Here is a 19,470-nt window from a genome sequence, read left to right as displayed (position 1 = left end):
AATATTTTGGGGAAATCCTATAAAAAGCAAAAAAGGAAGTTTACGCTTCCTTTTTTATTTTTCTGCTGCTTATCTTCTCTTTGACTACCTCGAAAATAATCGGTAGAACAGAAAGGAAAATAATGAGTAACACTACTTTCGAAAAGTTATCCCGAATAATAGGAATATTACCTAAAAAATACCCAGCCAATGTGATACCTACGACCCATAAAAAGCCTCCAACCACATTATAGGTTAAAAATGTACCATAGTGCATTCTGCCGATCCCGCCCACAAACGGAGCTAACGTCCGCACAATAGGCACAAAACGCGCAATAACAATCGTTTTGCTACCATATTTTTCATAAAAAGAATGCGTCTTTTCGATCTGTTCGTCTTTTACAACACGTTTTCCAAATAATTTGAATTTGGTTATCTGCATGCCAAAACGCCTCCCGATAGAATAATTCATTGAATCTCCTGCAATAGCGGCAATCAAGAGAAGGGCTATCAGAATCCAGACATTCAATTCATTGGGCTGTGCGGCTAACATCCCGGCAGCAAACAAAAGGGAGTCTCCCGGTAAAAAAGGCATGACGACAATCCCTGTCTCAATAAAAATAATCAAAAACAGGATAAGGTATGTCCACGTCTGATAATCATTCACAATCTCCACAAGATGTTTATCGATATGGAGAATAAAGTCTATTAGCGAATATATTACTTCCAAAATGACAAGTTTAGATATTATTCAACATAACCGGCATCACCAACATCAAAATATCTTCGTTGTCTTCTTTTACAGCAGGGATCAATAATCCGGCCCTGTTTGGTGTACTCATTTCAATAACGACTTCGCTTGAATTTAAATTGCTTAACATTTCTACCAAAAATTTAGCATTAAATCCAATTTCCATATCTTCACCTTCAAATTGACAATTTAGACGTTCGTGTGCTTCGTTCGAGAAGTCCAAATCTTCTGCCGAGATATGTAATTCGCTGCCTGAAATCTTTAGTCTCACCTGGTGCGTCGTTTTATTTGCAAAGATAACGACACGGCGAAGGGTGTTTAAAAACAACAATCTATCTACCGTTAGCTTATTTGGATTAACTTGCGGGATAACTGCCTCGTAGTCTGGATAGCGCTCATCAATGAGACGACATATCAAATGAATATTTCCGAATTGAAAAAATGCATTGGTGTTATTGTATTCAATGGAAACAGTGGCATCATCGGATGGAAGCGAAGATTTTAATAGTGTTAATGCCTTTTTAGGTAAAATAAAAGATGTTGGTTTCTCTGTGCGCACATCTGTACGGCGGTAGCGAACTAATTTATGAGCGTCTGTAGACACAAACGTGATATTTTGTTCGGCCAATTGAACCAACACCCCAGACATTGCCGGGCGCAATTCATCGTTACTCACGGCAAAAAGCGTTTTGGTAATGGCTTCTGAAAGAATAGATGCACTTATCGCCACCGTAGATACATTATCAACTATCGGAATTTTCGGAAAATCGTCGGCATTTTCTCCACTCAATTTGTATTTTCCATCTCCGGCACTAATCTCAATGGCCAACGTATTGGTATCCACAGAAAATGCAACCGGCTGATCAGGAAGCGTCTTTAATGTTTCTATTAAGATTTTGGAGGGCATGGCCACTCGCCCTTCTTCCTTTGCCTCTATCTGCAAAGAAGTAACCATACTCGTCTGTAAATCTGTAGCTGAAATGGTCAACAAGTTATCTTTGATTTCAAACAAAAAGTTTTCAAGAATAGGTAGGACCGTACTGCTACTCGAAGCGCCGCTAATTGATTGTAGTTGTTTTAATAAAATTGACGTGGATACAATAAATCTCATTTCCTGAATTTTATAGATTTTTATATGCAATATTACACAAAAGAATCTATATTTTATACCTGAATACGTGTTAATTCTTATCGCAAATTAATTAATTAGTACCTTTGTGGGGTTACATAGACATGCAGTTTAAGGATATTATAGGTCATCGCACGATTAAAGCGCATTTGGTTCAAACCGTAAAAGACAATCGGGTAAGCCATGCGCAACTATTTCTTGGTCCCGAAGGGTCGGGAAGCTTGGCCTTAGCTGTTGCGTATGCGCAATACATCAACTGCGAAAAACCGTCGGAAAATGATAGCTGTGGAGCATGTAGCGCCTGTCGGAAATATCAACGGCTGATTCATCCCGATCTGCATTTTTCTTATCCATTTTTTGCAAGTGGAGAAAAAGATGTTGCCACCACGTACCTAGAAGCTTGGCGCACGGCCTTTCTGGAAAATCCTTATATGGGATTGGATTACTGGCGTCATCAGCTAGAAGCGGGTAACAAGCAGGCAAACATCAATATTGCAGAAGCCCACGACATCATTAAAAAGCTTAGTTTGAAAGCATTTGAAGGCAAATACAAGGTATTGGTGATGTGGCTGCCGGAATACCTCCAAACACAGGGAAATGCTTTATTGAAATTGATTGAGGAACCTCCCGAAAAAACACTTTTTATACTCGTATCGGAAAATCAAGACAGCATATTGAACACCATCATATCGCGTACCCAGCTGGTAAAAATTCCAAAATTTTCGCCCGATGATGTGAAACAGTATCTAATCACCGAAAAGGCAATCTCCGAAGATCGTGCACAAGAAATTTCTTTTATAGCTGATGGTAACATACAAACGGCGACAGATCTTCTAGATGAAGATACGCACCCTTATTTCGATTTGCTCATCAACTGGTTACGATTCATTGTCACCGATTCGGGGCTGAATATTATCCGTTTTTGTGAGGAGGATTTTCCTCGGTTAGGCCGAGAAAATCAAAAAAATTTTTTACTTTACACCATTAATGTGCTGCGCCAAGTGTTATTAACACAAACGGGGCTTTCACAATTAGTACTTTTAAAGGGACAAGAGCTGGATTTCGTCCAGAAATTCAGTGAAAATTTTAAAAGCGAACAATTGGAGCCCGCTATTGGTTTGCTGGAAAAAACACATTATAAAGTAGAACGCAATGCTAATCCTAAAATTCTATTTTTAGATTTATCTTTGCAATTAGTTTTAATATTTAAATATCAAACGTTCCCACAAGGGACTCAATATATATAAAGGAAAGAATATGGGATGTGGCAATTGCTCATCCGGAGGCGGGTGCGGTAGCGGTTCTACCGGAAATGCACCTGCAGGTTGTCAAAATAACGGCTCCTGCATGACCAGCGGATGTAATAAATTAGATGTATACGACTGGCTTTCCGACATGGATTTGCCGGCAAACTATAAACCATTCAATATTGTAGAAGTGCGATTCAAAGGATCGCGTAAAGATTTCTATATCAACACAGACAACCTTTATCTTGAAATGGGTGAAATGGTTGTCGTTGAACCCTCCACCGGAGGATACGATGTTGGACATGTGTCATTAACCGGTGAATTAGTGCGTTTACAGTTGAAGAAAAATAATGTAAAACCGGAAACCGTCGCTAAAAAAATATACCGGAAACCAACCGAAGTTGACGTACAGAAATATAACGCGGCCAAGGAACTGGAGTGGGAAACGATGCACCGAGCGAGAAAACTGGCGCTAGACCTGGGTTTGTCTATGAAAATTTCGGATGTCGACTATCAAGGCGACAAAACGAAAGCGACTTTCTATTATACGGCAGAGGGGCGGGTTGATTTTCGGGAACTGATCAAACGTATGGCAGAGGCATTCCGCATCCGTATCGAAATGCGGCAGATTGGGATGCGTCAGGAAGCCAGCCGCTTAGGTGGCCTTGGTTCTTGCGGCCGCGAGTTATGCTGCTCTACTTGGTTAACAGATTTTAAAACTGTTTCTACCGCAGCAGCACGATATCAAAACCTTTCCTTGAATACCCTTAAGCTAGCCGGGCAATGCGGCAAATTAAAATGCTGCCTTAACTACGAGCTTGACAGTTATATGGATGCGCTAAAGGATATCCCATCCAACGTCGATCGATTGGATACCGAAGCGGGAACAGCGTTCTTGCAGAAGACCGATATCTTCAAAAAGGTCATGTGGTATTCCTATCCGGGTGCGGAAAGTTGGATTCCGTTAGAAGTATATAAAGTGCGTGAATACGCAGAAATGAATAAGGAGGGTCGCAAATCACAAGATTTAACGGTTCATCAGCAACCTGTAGAAGAAATAGAGAAACCGATCTCCTACGACTATGAAAATGTGGTGGGACAAGACTCCTTAACGCGCTTAGACGACAAAAATAAGAAACGAAGAAAGAAGAAGTCTAAGACTAAAAAAGATACCAATACCGGCGGAAACAAAATTGTATCGTTAAAGAAATTAGAGACAAACGAAAAAAAAGTCGTCACATCTGAAGAAGAAAATACCAATGGGAACAAACCCAAAAAGCGGTTTAATCGGAATAAAAATAGAAACAGGAACAAAACACCAAATAACAATAAAGGCGATAGCTAGATGTGTTTTTGGATTTTGTCTGCTATTTTTTGTGCTCGCTTGTGTCAACGAACCTTTTTATGACGTCTATAAATCGACGGCAAACAGACAGTGGCATCATCATGAGCGACAAACGTTCCAGGTGCATATAGATCGAAATAATGGCCCATACGACGTATGGGTCTATATAAGGCATACGGGTGAGTACGATTTTGCTAACTTTTTTTTTCTTTCACATGAAACCGGACCAAGACTAAAAGACACTTCTTACAGGCATGAGCTTAAACTAGCCACATCAGACGGACGCTGGACCGGAAAAAGTGCAGGTAATCTATATGAGAACAGGCGTCTTCTGAAAGAAAACTATACCTTCCCGGATACGGGTATGTATACTTTCGAAATCGAACAAAATATGCAGGAAAATCCGATCTTGGATATTACCGATGTCGGTTTAAAAATTGTTAGAAAGTAATGATTAGGATCATTCGTTGGCTGCTTTTCCCTTTTTCCATTTTATATGCAGCGGTGGTACTGCTCCGGAACTGGGCTTATGACAATCAACTTTATAACAGTACTTCTTTTCATTTTCCCGTCATCACTATTGGGAACCTGTCCGTAGGCGGTACAGGAAAAAGTCCGATGACGGAATATGTGCTTCGGCTGATTAAGCCTTACCTAAATGTAGCTGTTCTCAGTCGGGGATACGGACGGAAAACCAAAGGATTTCGATATGTAGATATACACGATTCTGCTGAACTGACGGGAGATGAACCTCTCCAAATAAAACGTAAATTTCCAGATGCTACGGTGATTGTCTGTGAAAACCGCGTGCGAGGAATTGAGCAGATTCAGGGTCAAGTTGATGCCGTACTGCTCGATGATGCTTATCAACACCGTAAGCTAAGGCCCAGTTTTTCTATATTGTTGCTTGATTATGAATCATTACAACACCCTATCCTTCCATTACCTACCGGAAATTTTAGAGAAATGCTGCCGGCTTGTAAACGTGCCGATACCATTGTGATTACCAAATGTCCGGATACTGTTCCCGCCCAAATGAAATTCTCTATAGAGTCAAGGCTTCGTAAATACACTTCTGTACCCCTATTTTATACAAAAATTGGTTACCAAAAGTTACAGATGAAAAATGGCCTACTATTAGACGATACACAACTGGGTGATACTGTTGCTTTAGTCGTAACGGGTATCGCAAAATCACAACCGTTACTATCCTATTTAAAACCACAATTTAAGGACATCATTCATTTATCTTTCCGTGATCATCACCAGTTTTCACCGGACGACCTGGATAAAATAAGCCAGACCTTTCAACATATAGACTCCCTTCAGAAGGTTATTATCACGACAGAAAAGGATTTACAACGATTACCATCGTCGTTCGTAGACCAACATCCGCTATATTTTCTTCCTATAGACCAAGTGTTTTTATTTGGCAATGCGTACATGTTCGATGCGATAGTAAAGCGTGCATTCTCGTCTTAACAGACAACCTGCCAATATTCGAGATTACCCACTGCTGCACCCAGACTTTTAATATATACACTATAGATTATACGTAAGCTGATACGGATTAGCACGGGATTAGTATCTGTATTTATACGGGAATGTCGTTAAGAAATGTTAAAATGTAACACATTTGATACACATCACGCAACAAACCTGGGCTATAATGAGTTATATAACTAGAAATAACACAATAGTGGTTTAACAATTAAAATATAATGTCATGAAAAAATTATTTTTAACTGGGATCAGCTTATTATTTGCGCTGACGTTAACATTTGCCCAAGATGCAAATCCGGAAGACAAAGCAAGGGAAAAAGTAACGAAATTAACAGAGAAACTAACATTAACAGATGAACAGCAAACCTCTATCTATGATATCGTTTTAGAGCATGCAAAAGCAAAACAGGCATTAAAAGCAGATGCTTCTCAATCGCCAGAAGCACTGGCTGAAGCAAAAGGTAGGTTGCAGGAAACAACAGATGCTCAAATCAAAGAAAAACTGTCTGATGAACAAAAAACACAATACGACAGGATAGTGGCGGAACGTCCGAAAGAAGAAACCCCAGCACCTGCTGCGCCGCTAACACCACCAGTGGAACCAGCAGAACCAGCACAGCCTATGGAGCCACAACAACCAATAGGTGAATAATAGATCGTTGACTTTCATAAAAAAAGCGAAACCCTAACCGGTTTCGCTTTTTACATTCAAAAATAAACTTAAATAATAACGTTTTTCTTTACTAAGAAGATTTCAGCTTCTTTTGAATATCCTGAACATACGTTTTAAACTTCTTATCTGTTTCAATTAAATCTTCTACCGTTTGGCAAGCGTAGATCACTGTGGAATGGTCACGTCCACCAAAAAAGTTTCCAATTGACTTCAAAGAAGATTTTGTATGGTTTTTCGCTAAATACATCGAGATTTGGCGAGCTTGTACAATCTCCCGTTTACGAACTTTCGATTTTACCATTTCTACGGGTACCTCAAAATACTCACAAACTAGTTTTTGGATATACTCCATGGAGATTTCTTTGTGTGTATTTTTCACAAAGTTCTTCAACATGGATTTTGCTAAATTGAGGTCAATTTCCTTTTTATTTAAGGTCGATTGAGCCAATAAGGACACCATAGCGCCCTCCAATTCACGGACACTGTTGTCAATCTGTGTTGCAACAAATTCAACTACATTTTCGGGTAACTCAATACCATCAGAATACATTTTTTTCTTCAAGATAGCCATTCGAGTCTCTAAATCCGGAACCTGAATATCTGCAGATAATCCCCATTTGAAACGACTTAATAAACGCTCTTCCAAACCAGATAAATCTTTTGGTGCTTTGTCCGATGTTAAGATAATCTGTTTACCAGATTGATGTAGATGATTGAAAATATGGAAGAAGATATCTTGCGTTTTTTCTTTACCCGCAAAATTGTGCACATCATCCATAATAATTACATCCATTGCCTGGTAAAAATTCACAAAATCATTAATCGTATTATTTTTTAATGAGTCTACAAATTGCTGACAGAATTTTTCACAGGAAACATATATAACTAACTTGTCGGGTAAATTTTTCTTGATTTCATTACCAATCGCTTGAGCCAAATGCGTTTTCCCCAGACCTACATCTCCATAAAGCATTAAAGGGTTAAAAGAAGTCCCTCCCGGCTTGTTTGAAACTGCAAAACCAGCCGAACGTGCCAATCGATTACATTCTCCTTCAATAAAATTATCAAATGTATAATGTGTATTTAGCTGTGGGTCTACTTGCAATTTTTTTAATCCGGGAATAACAAAAGGATTCTTGATGTTTTTATTTAATGCTACGGGAACAGGAATAGATTGCTTTTTTCCTTCTGCACCATTTCCATTGGAAGGGATATTGGTGGTATAAGGTGTATTAGCAGAAGATTTATCCACGATAATATTGTATTCCAAACGCCCTTGCTCCCCCAAGAATTTCTTAATTGTCTTACGCAGAATACCTACATAATGTTCCTCCAACCATTCGTAAAAAAATACTGAAGGCACTTGAATAGTTAAAACGTTACCATTCAAACCTACTGCTTTAACAGGTTCAAACCAGGTCTTAAAACTTTGCGCAGGTATATTGTCTTTAATGATCTGAAGACAGCTATTCCAAACACTTGTACACGTTTTTTCCATTCTTAAATTGTTAATAACTTGAAAACCAATATTTGACAAAAAAATTGTTTAAAACTTTCGCTTAAGACGAAGATGACAAAAAAAAACGACCTAAAAAACTAAAAAATCAAAAAAAACACAACAAACTAATTATCAGAATTTTAAACTAAAAAATAATGTTTTTTCATCGCATAAAATGTGCTTAAAAATATTTTTTCAACATCTCGATTTATCCGTTTTAAATAAAGCTGTTTCTGTATCAGAAAAACGCAAAACCTCCTTTAATGTGGATAACTATTAGGTTTTTTCGTGTATAAATATAGGCAATATTCAAACACAAAAAAAGGCAGAATTTAACAATTCTGCCGTTATTTTCTTTATGTGGTTATACTACGACACCATCGTATCGGTTTTTATTCCGGCAGCCAATTTTTTAACTTGTGTTGCAATAGACAATGCATCATATCCGCATATCCTCCAGAGCTCTGCTTGTTCGCCATGTTCAACGATTTCATCGGGAATCCCTAATCGGACCAACTTTGCCCCATAACCGTGGTCTGCCATAAATTCTAAAACGGCAGATCCCACACCTCCCATAATACTCCCGTCTTCTACCGTAATAACTTTATTGAATTTTTTAAATACCTTATGTAACAAACCTTCGTCCAACGGTTTCGCAAACCGTAAATCATAATGAGCAGGATAAATACCCTCTTCATGTAATGTCTGAACAGCTTTTACAACTTCATTTCCAATGGCACCGAAACTTAGAATAGCAACTTCTTCTCCATCATGAAGTTTGCGTCCTTTGCCAATCTCAAGCTTGACGAACGGGCGTTTCCAATCTACCATTACGCCATTACCACGTGGATAGCGAATTACAAATGGTCCAGTATCTGGCATTTGTGCGGTATACATTAAGTTTCGTAGTTCCTCTTCATTCATCGGAGCAGAAACAATCAAATTAGGAATACAACGCATATATACGATATCATATGCTCCATGATGTGTAGGTCCGTCAGCACCGACAACCCCTGCGCGATCCAAACAAAAAACAACATTCAATTTCTGCAATGCTACATCATGGATGACCTGATCATAAGCCCGTTGCATAAACGAAGAATAGATATTACAAAAAGGTATTAACCCCTGCGTAGCTAAACCGGCACTAAAGGTTACGGCATGCTGCTCGGCTATGCCCACATCAAAAGCGCGATCAGGCATCGCTTTCATCATAATATTCAATGACGAACCAGAAGGCATTGCCGGCGTGATCCCCATAATTTTATCGTTAGCTTCTGCTAACTCTACTAAAGTATGTCCAAAAACATCTTGATATTTCGGTGGTTGAGGTTTATCTAAAACGGCTTTCTTAATCTCTCCTGTAATTTTATCAAATAAACCTGGAGCATGCCATGTTGTTTGATCTTTCTCTGCCAATGCATATCCTTTACCCTTCACAGTCACGGCATGCAATAACTTTGGTCCAGGAATATGTTTTAGATCTTCGATGGTTTTCGCCAGTTTCGCCACATCATGGCCATCTACTGGACCAAAATAACGGAAATTCAGTGACTCGAATAGATTGGCATTCTTCAGTAATGTCCCTTTAATGCTTTGCTCCAATTTCTTTGCCCATCCATAGGCGTCGGGGCCATTCTTCGAAATTTTAGCTAATACAGCAATCAGGTCATCTCGAAATTTATTATAGCTTCTAGATGTTGTAATACTAGTCAAGTACTCTTTCATCGCCCCCACATTGGGATCAATAGACATACAGTTATCATTGAGTATAACCAGCAAGTTCGATTTCTCAATCCCCGCATGATTTAAAGCCTCAAAGGCCATCCCTCCAGTTAATGCACCGTCACCGATTACCGCTACATGTTGTCTATCTTTCTCTCCTTTATATTCCGAGGCGACGGCCATTCCCAACGCGGCGGAAATAGAGGTAGAAGAATGTCCCACGCCAAAAGCATCGTATTCGCTCTCGCTTCTTTTTGGAAAACCAGATACTCCTCCCAGAATCCTATTTGTATGAAAGGTCTCTTTTCTTCCTGTTAATATTTTATGCCCATACGCTTGATGCCCTACATCAAAAATAACTTGATCATAAGGTGTATTCAATACGTAATGTAACGCAACGGTTAATTCCACGACACCCAAACTAGCTGCAAAATGCCCACCGTTCACGGATACAATATCAACAATGAATTGTCTCAATTCACGACATACTTCTTCCAAATCACTCGGTTTCAGCTTCCTAAGGTCGGACGGATAATTTATTTGTTGTAATAGTGGACCTGCCTCTACTTGCATAGTTTCGTTTATATAAAATAAGTTACAAACTTAACAACTTATTCCCTAAACTACAGAACAATAAACGCAAATAAAAGTTTATTGCTGTTAAAAATAGCCTACACGTGTGTGTAAACAATAGATGATATATTGTTAATAGAACATCAATTGTGGATAAAATATGAGGTAGCTTTAGCGTACAATTTTTTATTTTTGGACAAGCTATGCAAACAGCAGGTTACGAAATCAAACTAGCGCAATTTGAAGGTCCTTTTGACCTATTGCTTTTCTTTATTGAAAGGGATGAATTAAACATCCATGACATTCCTATTTCTACTATAACGGATGATTTTTTAGACTATATTCAGAAAATGCAGTCCTTGAATATAGAGCTCGCCAGCGAATTTATATTTGTTGCTTCTACGTTGATGCGTATCAAGGCCAAAATGCTTTTGCCTCGCCCAGAGTTGGATGACGCGGAAAATGAGATCGATCTGAAGAAGGAACTGACCCAAAAGCTTATTTTATATAAGCAGTTTAAGGAAGTATGTGAGAAGTTGCGGGTATTAGAAGAGAATCGGGCGAGATTACATGCCCGGGGAAATATAGCCAAGGATAATAAAACTGCGAGGTGTACCGATACCACAGAAGAAGAATTATCCTCTTTTGATTTATACAAACTCTTGATGATATACGAAAAGTTGATGTTCAATTTTACCCATCGCGTTCAAGAAGCTACTCATACCGTTGTAAAATTCCCATATACGATCGAACAACAGAAAAAAGCTATTGCGCAATTGGTAGAATTGAATAAAAAACTGGATTTCCAGCAAATCATTAAAAGCTCAGAGAACAAAGTACAACTTGTATTCAATTTCTTGGCCATTCTGGAGATGCTTCAACAACGTTTACTAGAAATAGAAATCGGACTAGGTTTCAATAATTTCTCCATCGGGAAAAAAGAAGAGTTTTGTTATGAGTCCGAACATGTAGCTTAGTTCTTTTTATTACTACAAGCCAGTATATTTCCGAAAGCTTCCGCCGTACGACGAAGATTCTGTTCCGTGTTTGCAAGTGCTTCTGCCAATGGCATGGCTTGGTGGCTAATCGGCAACAGTACATCAAACATATCCAATAACGCAGATGAAGGTTCTAGGGGTACGCTTCCTGCTATCCCCACACTCGGAATTCCATATTGCTTTGCAAACAAAGCCACACCCGCCGGAGCCTTACCTAAGAGCGTCTGCTCATCAAGACTCCCCTCTCCCGTGATGAGCCAATCAGCCATTTTTATCACTTCTTCAAAACCCGTCTTTTGCAAAAAATAAGCTATTCCACTTACCAATTGCGCATTAGCTAAAGCATACATGCCGGCAGCTGCACCTCCTGCTGTACCTCCCGAAACGATATTTGCCATATTTTTTCCTGTCGTTTGTAAGACAATATCACTTAACCGATGCAGAAAGTTATCTAGAATCTTAACTTGTTCTAGAGAAGCTCCCTTTTGAGGTCCGAAAACATGCGCCGCCCCTTCCTCTCCGAGAAGACAATTTTCTACATCACAAAGAATCTTGATATCGCTATCTAATATCCTTTTGTTCAACCCGCTTGTGTCAATACGTTTTAGATACCGCAATTGTTCGGGAATCGGGTCAAGTTCCTGTCCTTTCTTATCCAAAAAACGTACACCAAGGGCATGAAGCATCCCGCATCCACCATCCACGGTTGCAGAACCTCCCATCCCTAAAATAATTTGATCTACCTTATGATGATCCAAAGCATGCAGGATTAATTCGCCCGTGCCTTTACTATTCGCGTAAAGTGGATTCCGTTCGTCTGTTTTTACCAAACGGATACCCGATGCGTCGGCCATTTCGATTATAGCTGTTTTTCCTCCGTCAACCAAACTATATGAAGCTTCAACACGTGTTCCCAACGGTCCCGTAACCGTAATTTTGACTAGCTTACCCGCTAATTTTTCATGCAAAAGTTTACATGTACCGTCACCTCCATCGCCAATAGGAAAAATCGTTATACGACAGTCCAAACTACTCTGAGAAAAACCTTCATGTAGTGCCTCCGCAACCTGTCGTGCGTCCAGACTATGTTTAAATGCATTTGGTGCAATAAGAAGATGTAGCATCTTAGGCGTTTAGAAAACGAAATATGACACCTAAATTAAACCAACAGTTAACAGATCTCATACCACAAGTATCTATGAAAATTAATCTTTTCTAAAAATTCGATTTTTCACGTCTTCGGAAGACTTCAATTCATGCAAACTTTTTAACAAAAAGTCGTATCGCTTTTCACTGGCGACGGAAGGGATTTCTCTCGCTGCTTTAAAACCTGCGATAACAGCGGACGAGCTAATATCTTTAAATTTATCTAAAAACCCGTCTATATCTATCTCTTCCAAAAATCCGTCCACCAGACCATATGCTATCCCTTCTCGAGCAGAAAAATAGTCAGTATACAAACACAGCTGTAACATCTTCTTTTCCGGCATTACCCTCATCAAACTTGCCATAACCTGGAAAGGGAAGATTCCTAAGTTTAACTCCGGCAAACGAAACTGTACATTTTTTGAACAGAACACATATGTACATTCGGCAATCATCAAAAAAGCGCCGGCAATAACATTTCCCTCCACCAGAGCCACTGACGGTTTGTACAATCCTGCAAATACTTCGCCTAGCGATATATGCTTATTCTCTATCAGCGGGTTCGATATATCAAGATCCTTATTTTCAAAGGTTTTTAAATCCATTCCTGCACAAAACACCGGTCCTTCGGCTTTCAATACCACAACTTTTACACTATCATCATTATTTGCGTTTTGAAAAGCATGTGCTATTTCGTTCACCGTCGTCGGTGTAAACGCATTCCGTTTCTCGGGACGTGCAAGTATAACCTCCATACGGAAATCCATTTTGTTCACCTTAATATATTGGTATTTTATGGCCTGCATATATCAAAGATACCATTTTTCCATTCTTTATTTTTCATCCAATCAAATTCTGAAATTCCGTCAATAAACCCTGTATTTTGTTTCTATTTGGATTTTTAAATCGATGTAATAACATTTCCATAGGAATATTGCCCACCAAATCATCTTGTGCAAAAGGACAACCACCATACCCCATGATAGCGCCCTCAAAAATACGACAGCCAGCCTCGTGAGCGGCTTCTATCTTCAACATTGCATTTTCTGCCCTACTATGTAAGTGAATACGGTATTCCAATTCCGGAAACGTGTGTTTTAGTAATGTAATTAGAATCTTTACCCTCTCGGGCGACGCTTCTGATGTCGTATCGGCAATGGAAAAACGGGAAATACCTAATTCTGAAAGCTTTTCTATCCATTCCAGTACCAAATCGGTGTTCCAGAGGTCACCATAGGGGTTGCCGAAAGCCATGGAAATGTAGACTATCAGCTCTTTTTTACCGGATGTCATTATATTCTTAATATGTTCTACCCGCTGATAGGATTGCGCTATCGTCGAATTGGCATTTCGTTGCTGGAACGTCTCAGATATAGAAAACGGATACCCCAAAAAGTCTATTTTATCATAGGATTCCGCTATTTCAGCCCCTTTTTCATTGGCAATTATTGCTAATAATTTTGTCTCATTTTTCTTTTCTATGTTCTCTAGCACCTGCGCCGTATCCTGCATTTGCGGAACAGCCTTAGGCGACACAAAACTCCCAAAATCAATACAATAGAAAAGGTTACTATCAATCAATTGGTTGATATAGTTTATTTTTTTTTCTGTAGGAATAAAATGGTTAATCCCTTGAATAGCATCTCGAGGACACTCGACTAATTGTATTATTTCCTTATCGGACATCTTTTTTAATTTCTCTTGCAATAACCATCTTCTGTATAGCGCTGGTTCCCTCTCCGATTGTACATAATTTAGCATCCCTAAAGTATTTCTCTGCCGGATAATCTTTTGTAAAGCCATACCCCCCATGCACCTGCACACTCTGATTAGATACCTCTACCGCCACCTCCGAAGCATAATATTTTGCCATCGCACTTTCCTTGGTAACTTTTTGTCCGGTATCTTTCAAATGTCCTGCTCTGCGTATCAATAATTCGGCTGCATCGATTTTTGTAGCCATATCTGCTATGGTAAAACCTACATCTTGAAAATCAAATATCTTCTGATTAAACTGCTCTCGCTCATTTGCATACTGCAATGCGCATTTGTAAGCTCCACGAGCAATCCCCAGTGAAAGGGCTGCAATGGAAATACGACCGCCATCTAACAGTTTTAATGCTTGAACAAATCCATCACCTACCGCACCGATGACCTGACTTTTATGTACGCGACAATTGTCAAAAAACAAACTTGCCGTTTCCGAAGCGCGCATGCCTAATTTATCTATTTTTTTACCGGCTGTAAAGCCCGGCGTACCTTTTTCAATGATAAATGCGGTAACGCCATGTTTATCTCCTTTTTCTCCTGTCCTCACCATCACCACGGCTACATCACCACTAATGGCATGTGTAATAAAGGTTTTAGAACCATTGATAACAAAATAATCCCCATCCTGTACTGCGGTTGTTGCCAAACCTCCGGCATCAGAACCAGATCCCGTTTCGGTAAGCCCCCAGGCACCAATCCACTCCGCGGTAGCTAATCTGGGAAGATATTTTTCTTTCTGTTCTTCGTTTGCAAATGACAAAATATGATTTGTGCACAAGGAATTATGCGCTGCTAAAGATAATCCAATAGATCCACATACTTTTGATATTTCATCAAGTATGGTGATATATTCTTGATAGCCCAACCCTGCGCCCTGATATTCTTCCGGAACTAATACGCCCATAAAACCATATTCGCCCATTTTCTTAAATAATTCCACCGGAAAATATTGCTTTTCATCCCACTCCATCACATAGGGTTTAATGAATTCCTTAGCAAACTGCTGGGCACTATCTTGCACCAAAGCTAATTGTTCATTTTGTTGTATTTGCGATATCATATTTTAGAAGTTTATATCCGTATTTGTTAAATATATAAAAAACAAGCAATATTTTAAAATATTGATATTTTCACCTATAAAAACAAACAGCATATTAAAAGGTTTTAAATATAAGGCGTTAATAACGGCTCATCATTTTTGTTATCTTTGAGAAAAGATAACAGAAAAACTCATCCTACGACAAGCATATTTAGACGATAATCCAATGGCAATATGGAAAACCTTTTAAAGACACTCAAAAGCAAATATGAAAACCTTCTTCTTGGGGGTGGATTAAACAAAATAGAAAAACATAAAGAAAAAGGAAAAATGACCTCATGGGAAAGGATCATTTATCTTTTAGATGACGATTGTCCTTATGTAGAAATAGGTTCTTTTGCAGGGGACAGCATGTATGAAGAACACGGAGGATGCCCCAATGGAGGCGTAGTTGTCGTGCTGGCTTATGTGAGAAATAGGTTGTGTATTATCGTATCCAACGATGCTACCGTGAAAGCAGGGGCTTGGTTTCCTATTACCGGCAAAAAGAACTTAAGGGCGCAGGAAATCGCCATGGAAAACCATCTTCCGATTATTTATTTGGTGGATTCTGCTGGGGTTTATCTTCCTATGCAGGATGAAATCTTTCCGGATAAGGAACATTTCGGCCGTATCTTCAGAAACAATGCTAAAATATCTTCCATGGGTATTCCGCAAATTTCGGCTATTATGGGTTCCTGTGTCGCTGGGGGTGCATATTTACCTATTATGTCTGATTACGCATTGATAGTAGAGGGTACAGGTTCTGTTTTTTTGGCCGGCCCCTATTTGGTAAAATCTTCCATTGGTGAAGTTATTGACAATGAAATCCTGGGAGGTGCTGCCACACATTGCGAAATATCCGGTGTAACGGATAATAAATATCCCGACGATAAAAGCTGTCTCGACGCCATCAAAAATATTGTGGACAAGTTTGGTAAAAATGATAAAAATCAATTCTCACGTATTGCCAGCGAACAATCTGAATTTCCAGCCAGCCATATTTACAAAAATCTACCAGAAAATCGTCTAAAATCCTATAACATGCTGGAAATCTTGAAGGCCATTGTGGACAAGGGTTCATTGGAAGAATATAAAAAAGATTATGGCAAAACACTGATTTGTGCCTTAGCGCGTATCGATGGCTGGGCAGTAGGGATTGTTGCCAACCAGCGGGAAATGGTAAAAGCAAAAAAACCTGGTAATGCCACCGAAATGCAGATGGGCGGAGTTATCTATTCGGATTCGGCAGATAAAGCTGCCCGATTTATCATGAACTGCAATCAACAAAAAATACCGCTGGTATTTTTCCAGGATGTCACCGGGTTTATGGTAGGCTCCCGGTCAGAGCATGGAGGTATAATCAAAGATGGAGCAAAAATGGTCAACGCGATGGCCAATTCAGTCGTACCGAAATTTACTTTTATTGTGGGTAACAGTTACGGCGCAGGAAATTATGCCATGTGCGGAAAGGCATACGACCCCCGATTGATATACGCCTGGCCAACCGCGCAAATAGCCGTTATGAGTGGCGCTTCTGCTGGAAAAACGCTGTTGCAAATACAAGAGGCAGCACTTAAAGCGAAAGGCGTATCCTTAACTGATGAAGAAAAGAAAAACCTGCTTTCCAAAATCGAACAGCAATATAACCAACAGCTCAGCCCCTACTATGCTGCTGCACGTCTTTGGGTGGATGGCGTTATCGACCCAAAAGACACACGCAAGATTATTTCAATGGGAATAGAAGCTGCTAACCAAAATCCTACTATCGATCGATATAACGTTGGTGTGATACAGGTTTAAATTCCACAATTAGAATACGTATGCCTCCTGTTTTCTTCTGATTATGTATTATATCGATTATACATTAATGGTGTATTAATAGAGGGTTTATAGGGGTATAATAGGGGGTTAGTAGGGGTCTTACCCCTATTAATACCCTGTAATATCTCTATAAAATTACATTGAAGGTTTAACGTAGGTATAGGAAGATGCTATGCTTTTCCTTTAGTATACAAGTATATTTGAATGTACTCCTCTAACGATTCAGGATTCCGCATAATATCTTTAGACACTGCTTTTTCCAAAGGATAACCAGAAAAAATTTTCTTAACCGGTATTTCTAATTTCTTACCACTCAAAGTATAAGGAATATCGTCTACAGCATAAAACAAATCCGGAATATGTCGTGCGCTGTACTGCTTACGGAGTTCACTTTTGATAATAGGAACAATGGTTTCCGATTCCATTCGTAATTCCAATTGGATAAATAATAACATTTTCGATTTACCCTGTTCATTGTCCGTTGCGACAACCAAACTATCCTTTACGCCCTCTATTTCATTTACCACATTATATATTTCTGCGGTTCCGATACGTATACCACCTCTATTCAGCGTAGCATCTGAACGTCCATACATCACAATACCACCATGATCCATAATGGAAATCCAATCGCCGTGGCTCCATACTCCGATCCGATCCGAAAAATAGCTTTCCCTGTATTTCTCATGGTTTTTATCATTCCAAAAGTAAAGTGGCATCGAAGGCATGGGTTTCGTAATAACCAGTTCGCCGACTTCATTATATACCTCCTCACCTTGATCACTCACTGCTACGATAGCTGAACCTAATGTTCGGCATTGAATCTCTCCGGCATACACAGGTAAATACGCACATCCGGATAGAAAGGCACTGCATACATCTGTTCCACCACTTAACGATATGATATGTGCATCAGGAAATTTTTCCTGGAGGTTTTCGAAAGTAGCCGCGGACAAAGGGGAACCGGTTGAACCAATCACCTTTGGTTCATAATTTTCTATTTTCATATCATAGATAGTTGAAAAATAAGCGGCCCCTCCCCCGAGATGATGCACATTCGCCTGTTTTACAAATTTCCAAAATGCCCGGTGACCATTATAATGGATAGCCCCATTAAACAAACAAAGGGTAGCGTCACAAAGCAAAGAGGATAAAGCATAATTCCACATCATCCATCCCGTGGTAGAATACCAGAGGAAATTCTCTCCTTTTTGTACATTTTGATGGATAGCTAGCGCTTTATAGTGTTCCAACAAATTTCCCCCCGTACCGTGTGTAATAGCTTTCGGTTTGCCTGTCGTACCAGAAGAATACAGAATCCATATCGGATGGGAAAAAGGCACGCGCAAAAAATGTAATTCCTGTGGAGGATAGTTGGTAAATATAGCTTGCCAATCGTCTTCATAAACAGCAACTATTGTTTCAATAGACGGGATATGGTCGTGTATATAAGCCAATGTCTCTCTTTTAGAGAATGTTTTGCCGTTATATTGATAATCCAGTTCTATAAATAATACTTTAGGTTCTATTTGTATAAAGCGCTCGGTAATGCTTTTATCTCCAAAATCCGGTGAGCAACAAGACCAAGTGGCTCCCAAAGAATTTGCGGCTAGAAAAATAGCGACCGTCTCTATGGTATTGTTTAATATACCGACTACCCTATCTCCTTTTTGAATACCTTTTTCTTCTAAAAACTGTTGTATGCAGGATACTTTTTTACGTAGCTCGTCCCACGTAATATCCCGGTAATTTCCAATCTCATCTGTATATTTTATAGCTCGATCAGCGCCTTTTTTTTTTCGAAAGATATGTTCTGCATAGCTCAAGTAAATCCCCTCAAACCATCTGGCATCAATAAAATCGCCATTTGTATTTTGCCATTTTAATACTTGTCCGTATTCTCCTGCGTAATTTATTTTAAAGTACAATAAAATAGCTTCCCAGAAATTATCCTGCTTTTCAATCGACCACTGATGAAAAGACGCATAGTCCAGAAAACACCGGTTATAATGCTGTTCCACAAATTGTTGAAAACTATAAATAACAGACGTTTTAATATATTGTTCAGGCGGTGTCCAGATAGGCTGTTTCATTATGTTTACGACTGATTAACAACCTTAAAGATAAAAAAAACCTTGAAATTTTCTCAACAAGGGGTAACAATTCCAAATCATGCTTGATAAAAGAATAAGAAGTCCAGATCAAGAGCAGGTCGGACAATTTTTATCCAT

16 protein-coding genes are annotated in these 19,470 nt (G+C 39.2%); 7 read left to right on the top strand and 9 right to left on the bottom strand.

Annotated features, from left to right (window positions below; translation table 11 throughout):
- Positions 1-40: 40 nt before the first annotated feature.
- A complete protein-coding gene (locus H8B06_RS10820; RefSeq protein WP_190994302.1) occupies positions 41-709 on the bottom strand; it encodes a DedA family protein in 669 nt (222 codons plus the stop codon).
- Positions 710-719: 10 nt separating this feature from the next.
- A complete protein-coding gene (dnaN, locus tag H8B06_RS10815) occupies positions 720-1,841 on the bottom strand; it encodes a DNA polymerase III subunit beta (protein WP_190994301.1) in 1,122 nt (373 codons plus the stop codon).
- A 122-nt stretch (positions 1,842-1,963) separates the two neighbouring features.
- On the opposite strand from dnaN, the gene H8B06_RS10810 reads away from it, so the two are divergent.
- The 5 genes from H8B06_RS10810 to H8B06_RS10790 all read left to right on the top strand — a co-directional run bounded on the left by H8B06_RS10810 (position 1,964) and on the right by H8B06_RS10790 (position 6,606).
- A complete protein-coding gene (locus H8B06_RS10810) occupies positions 1,964-3,106 on the top strand; it encodes a DNA polymerase III subunit (protein ID WP_190994300.1) in 1,143 nt (380 codons plus the stop codon).
- A 10-nt stretch (positions 3,107-3,116) separates the two neighbouring features.
- On the top strand, positions 3,117-4,451 hold the full coding sequence (locus H8B06_RS10805; RefSeq protein WP_190994299.1) for a PSP1 domain-containing protein: 1,335 nt from the start codon (positions 3,117-3,119) through the stop codon (positions 4,449-4,451).
- A complete protein-coding gene (locus H8B06_RS10800; RefSeq protein WP_190994298.1) occupies positions 4,366-4,902 on the top strand; it encodes a gliding motility lipoprotein GldH in 537 nt (178 codons plus the stop codon). Before H8B06_RS10805 ends, H8B06_RS10800 begins: the two co-directional genes overlap by 86 nt.
- Entirely contained in the window at positions 4,902-5,933 is a 1,032-nt protein-coding gene (gene lpxK / locus H8B06_RS10795) for a tetraacyldisaccharide 4'-kinase (RefSeq protein ID WP_190994297.1), read from the top strand. The genes H8B06_RS10800 and lpxK overlap by 1 nt, the downstream gene beginning before the upstream one ends.
- A 244-nt stretch (positions 5,934-6,177) precedes the next feature.
- On the top strand, positions 6,178-6,606 hold the full coding sequence (locus tag H8B06_RS10790; RefSeq protein ID WP_190994296.1) for a hypothetical protein: 429 nt from the start codon (positions 6,178-6,180) through the stop codon (positions 6,604-6,606).
- Between the two features lie 91 nt (positions 6,607-6,697).
- Here the strand turns inward: H8B06_RS10790 and dnaA are convergent, their stop codons facing one another.
- Both dnaA and dxs read right to left on the bottom strand, forming a co-directional pair.
- The gene (gene dnaA, locus H8B06_RS10785) at positions 6,698-8,125 is read right to left on the bottom strand and encodes a chromosomal replication initiator protein DnaA (RefSeq protein ID WP_190994295.1); all 1,428 of its coding nucleotides are present in this window, start codon (positions 8,123-8,125) and stop codon (positions 6,698-6,700) included.
- Between the two features lie 369 nt (positions 8,126-8,494).
- Positions 8,495-10,423 carry a 1-deoxy-D-xylulose-5-phosphate synthase gene (gene dxs / locus H8B06_RS10780; RefSeq protein WP_190994294.1) on the bottom strand — a complete coding sequence of 643 codons (1,929 nt, stop codon included), beginning with the start codon at positions 10,421-10,423 and terminating at the stop codon, positions 8,495-8,497.
- Positions 10,424-10,626: 203 nt separating this feature from the next.
- On the opposite strand from dxs, the gene H8B06_RS10775 reads away from it, so the two are divergent.
- Positions 10,627-11,400, top strand: a complete 774-nt coding sequence (locus H8B06_RS10775) for a segregation and condensation protein A (RefSeq protein ID WP_190994293.1) — start codon at positions 10,627-10,629, stop codon at positions 11,398-11,400.
- Here the strand turns inward: H8B06_RS10775 and H8B06_RS10770 are convergent.
- The 4 genes from H8B06_RS10770 to H8B06_RS10755 form a co-directional block, all read right to left on the bottom strand.
- Positions 11,397-12,545 (bottom strand): glycerate kinase, encoded by a 1,149-nt coding sequence (locus H8B06_RS10770; protein ID WP_190994292.1) that lies wholly within the window; start codon positions 12,543-12,545, stop codon positions 11,397-11,399. The two genes, H8B06_RS10775 and H8B06_RS10770, sit on opposite strands and share 4 nt — an antisense overlap.
- An 81-nt stretch (positions 12,546-12,626) precedes the next feature.
- Positions 12,627-13,373: an enoyl-CoA hydratase/isomerase family protein gene (locus tag H8B06_RS10765; RefSeq protein ID WP_190994291.1), complete on the bottom strand. Its 747-nt coding sequence runs from the start codon at positions 13,371-13,373 to the stop codon at positions 12,627-12,629.
- Positions 13,374-13,407: 34 nt separating this feature from the next.
- Entirely contained in the window at positions 13,408-14,253 is an 846-nt protein-coding gene (locus H8B06_RS10760; protein WP_190994290.1) for a beta/alpha barrel domain-containing protein, read from the bottom strand.
- On the bottom strand, positions 14,243-15,397 hold the full coding sequence (locus H8B06_RS10755) for an acyl-CoA dehydrogenase family protein (protein ID WP_190994289.1): 1,155 nt from the start codon (positions 15,395-15,397) through the stop codon (positions 14,243-14,245). The genes H8B06_RS10760 and H8B06_RS10755 overlap by 11 nt, the downstream gene beginning before the upstream one ends.
- 213 nt (positions 15,398-15,610) lie before the next feature.
- Between H8B06_RS10755 and H8B06_RS10750 the strand changes: the two genes are divergently transcribed.
- The gene (locus tag H8B06_RS10750; protein ID WP_190994288.1) at positions 15,611-17,218 is read left to right on the top strand and encodes an acyl-CoA carboxylase subunit beta; all 1,608 of its coding nucleotides are present in this window, start codon (positions 15,611-15,613) and stop codon (positions 17,216-17,218) included.
- 191 nt (positions 17,219-17,409) lie between these two features.
- Here the strand turns inward: H8B06_RS10750 and H8B06_RS10745 are convergent, their stop codons facing one another.
- The gene (locus H8B06_RS10745; protein ID WP_190994287.1) at positions 17,410-19,332 is read right to left on the bottom strand and encodes an acetoacetate--CoA ligase; all 1,923 of its coding nucleotides are present in this window, start codon (positions 19,330-19,332) and stop codon (positions 17,410-17,412) included.
- Between the last annotated feature and the right edge of the window lie 138 nt (positions 19,333-19,470).

It is taken from the genome of Sphingobacterium micropteri (assembly GCF_014692515.1).
Taxonomy (GTDB): Bacteria; Bacteroidota; Bacteroidia; order Sphingobacteriales; family Sphingobacteriaceae; genus Sphingobacterium; species Sphingobacterium micropteri.
This window is presented reverse-complemented; position numbering and strand designations above follow the sequence as displayed.

Coding starts and splice junctions, on each gene's coding strand:
- H8B06_RS10755 (WP_190994289.1), bottom strand. CDS start 15,397: ATGATATCGCAAATACAACAAAATGAACAATTAGCTTTGGTGCAAGAT.
- dnaN (WP_190994301.1), bottom strand. CDS start 1,841: ATGAGATTTATTGTATCCACGTCAATTTTATTAAAACAACTACAATCA.
- dxs (WP_190994294.1), bottom strand. CDS start 10,423: ATGCAAGTAGAGGCAGGTCCACTATTACAACAAATAAATTATCCGTCC.
- lpxK (WP_190994297.1), top strand. CDS start 4,902: ATGATTAGGATCATTCGTTGGCTGCTTTTCCCTTTTTCCATTTTATAT.
- H8B06_RS10770 (WP_190994292.1), bottom strand. CDS start 12,545: ATGCTACATCTTCTTATTGCACCAAATGCATTTAAACATAGTCTGGAC.
- H8B06_RS10800 (WP_190994298.1), top strand. CDS start 4,366: ATGGGAACAAACCCAAAAAGCGGTTTAATCGGAATAAAAATAGAAACA.
- H8B06_RS10775 (WP_190994293.1), top strand. CDS start 10,627: ATGCAAACAGCAGGTTACGAAATCAAACTAGCGCAATTTGAAGGTCCT.
- H8B06_RS10810 (WP_190994300.1), top strand. CDS start 1,964: ATGCAGTTTAAGGATATTATAGGTCATCGCACGATTAAAGCGCATTTG.
- H8B06_RS10745 (WP_190994287.1), bottom strand. CDS start 19,332: ATGAAACAGCCTATCTGGACACCGCCTGAACAATATATTAAAACGTCT.
- H8B06_RS10760 (WP_190994290.1), bottom strand. CDS start 14,253: ATGTCCGATAAGGAAATAATACAATTAGTCGAGTGTCCTCGAGATGCT.
- H8B06_RS10750 (WP_190994288.1), top strand. CDS start 15,611: ATGGAAAACCTTTTAAAGACACTCAAAAGCAAATATGAAAACCTTCTT.
- H8B06_RS10765 (WP_190994291.1), bottom strand. CDS start 13,373: ATGCAGGCCATAAAATACCAATATATTAAGGTGAACAAAATGGATTTC.
- dnaA (WP_190994295.1), bottom strand. CDS start 8,125: ATGGAAAAAACGTGTACAAGTGTTTGGAATAGCTGTCTTCAGATCATT.
- H8B06_RS10790 (WP_190994296.1), top strand. CDS start 6,178: ATGAAAAAATTATTTTTAACTGGGATCAGCTTATTATTTGCGCTGACG.
- H8B06_RS10805 (WP_190994299.1), top strand. CDS start 3,117: ATGGGATGTGGCAATTGCTCATCCGGAGGCGGGTGCGGTAGCGGTTCT.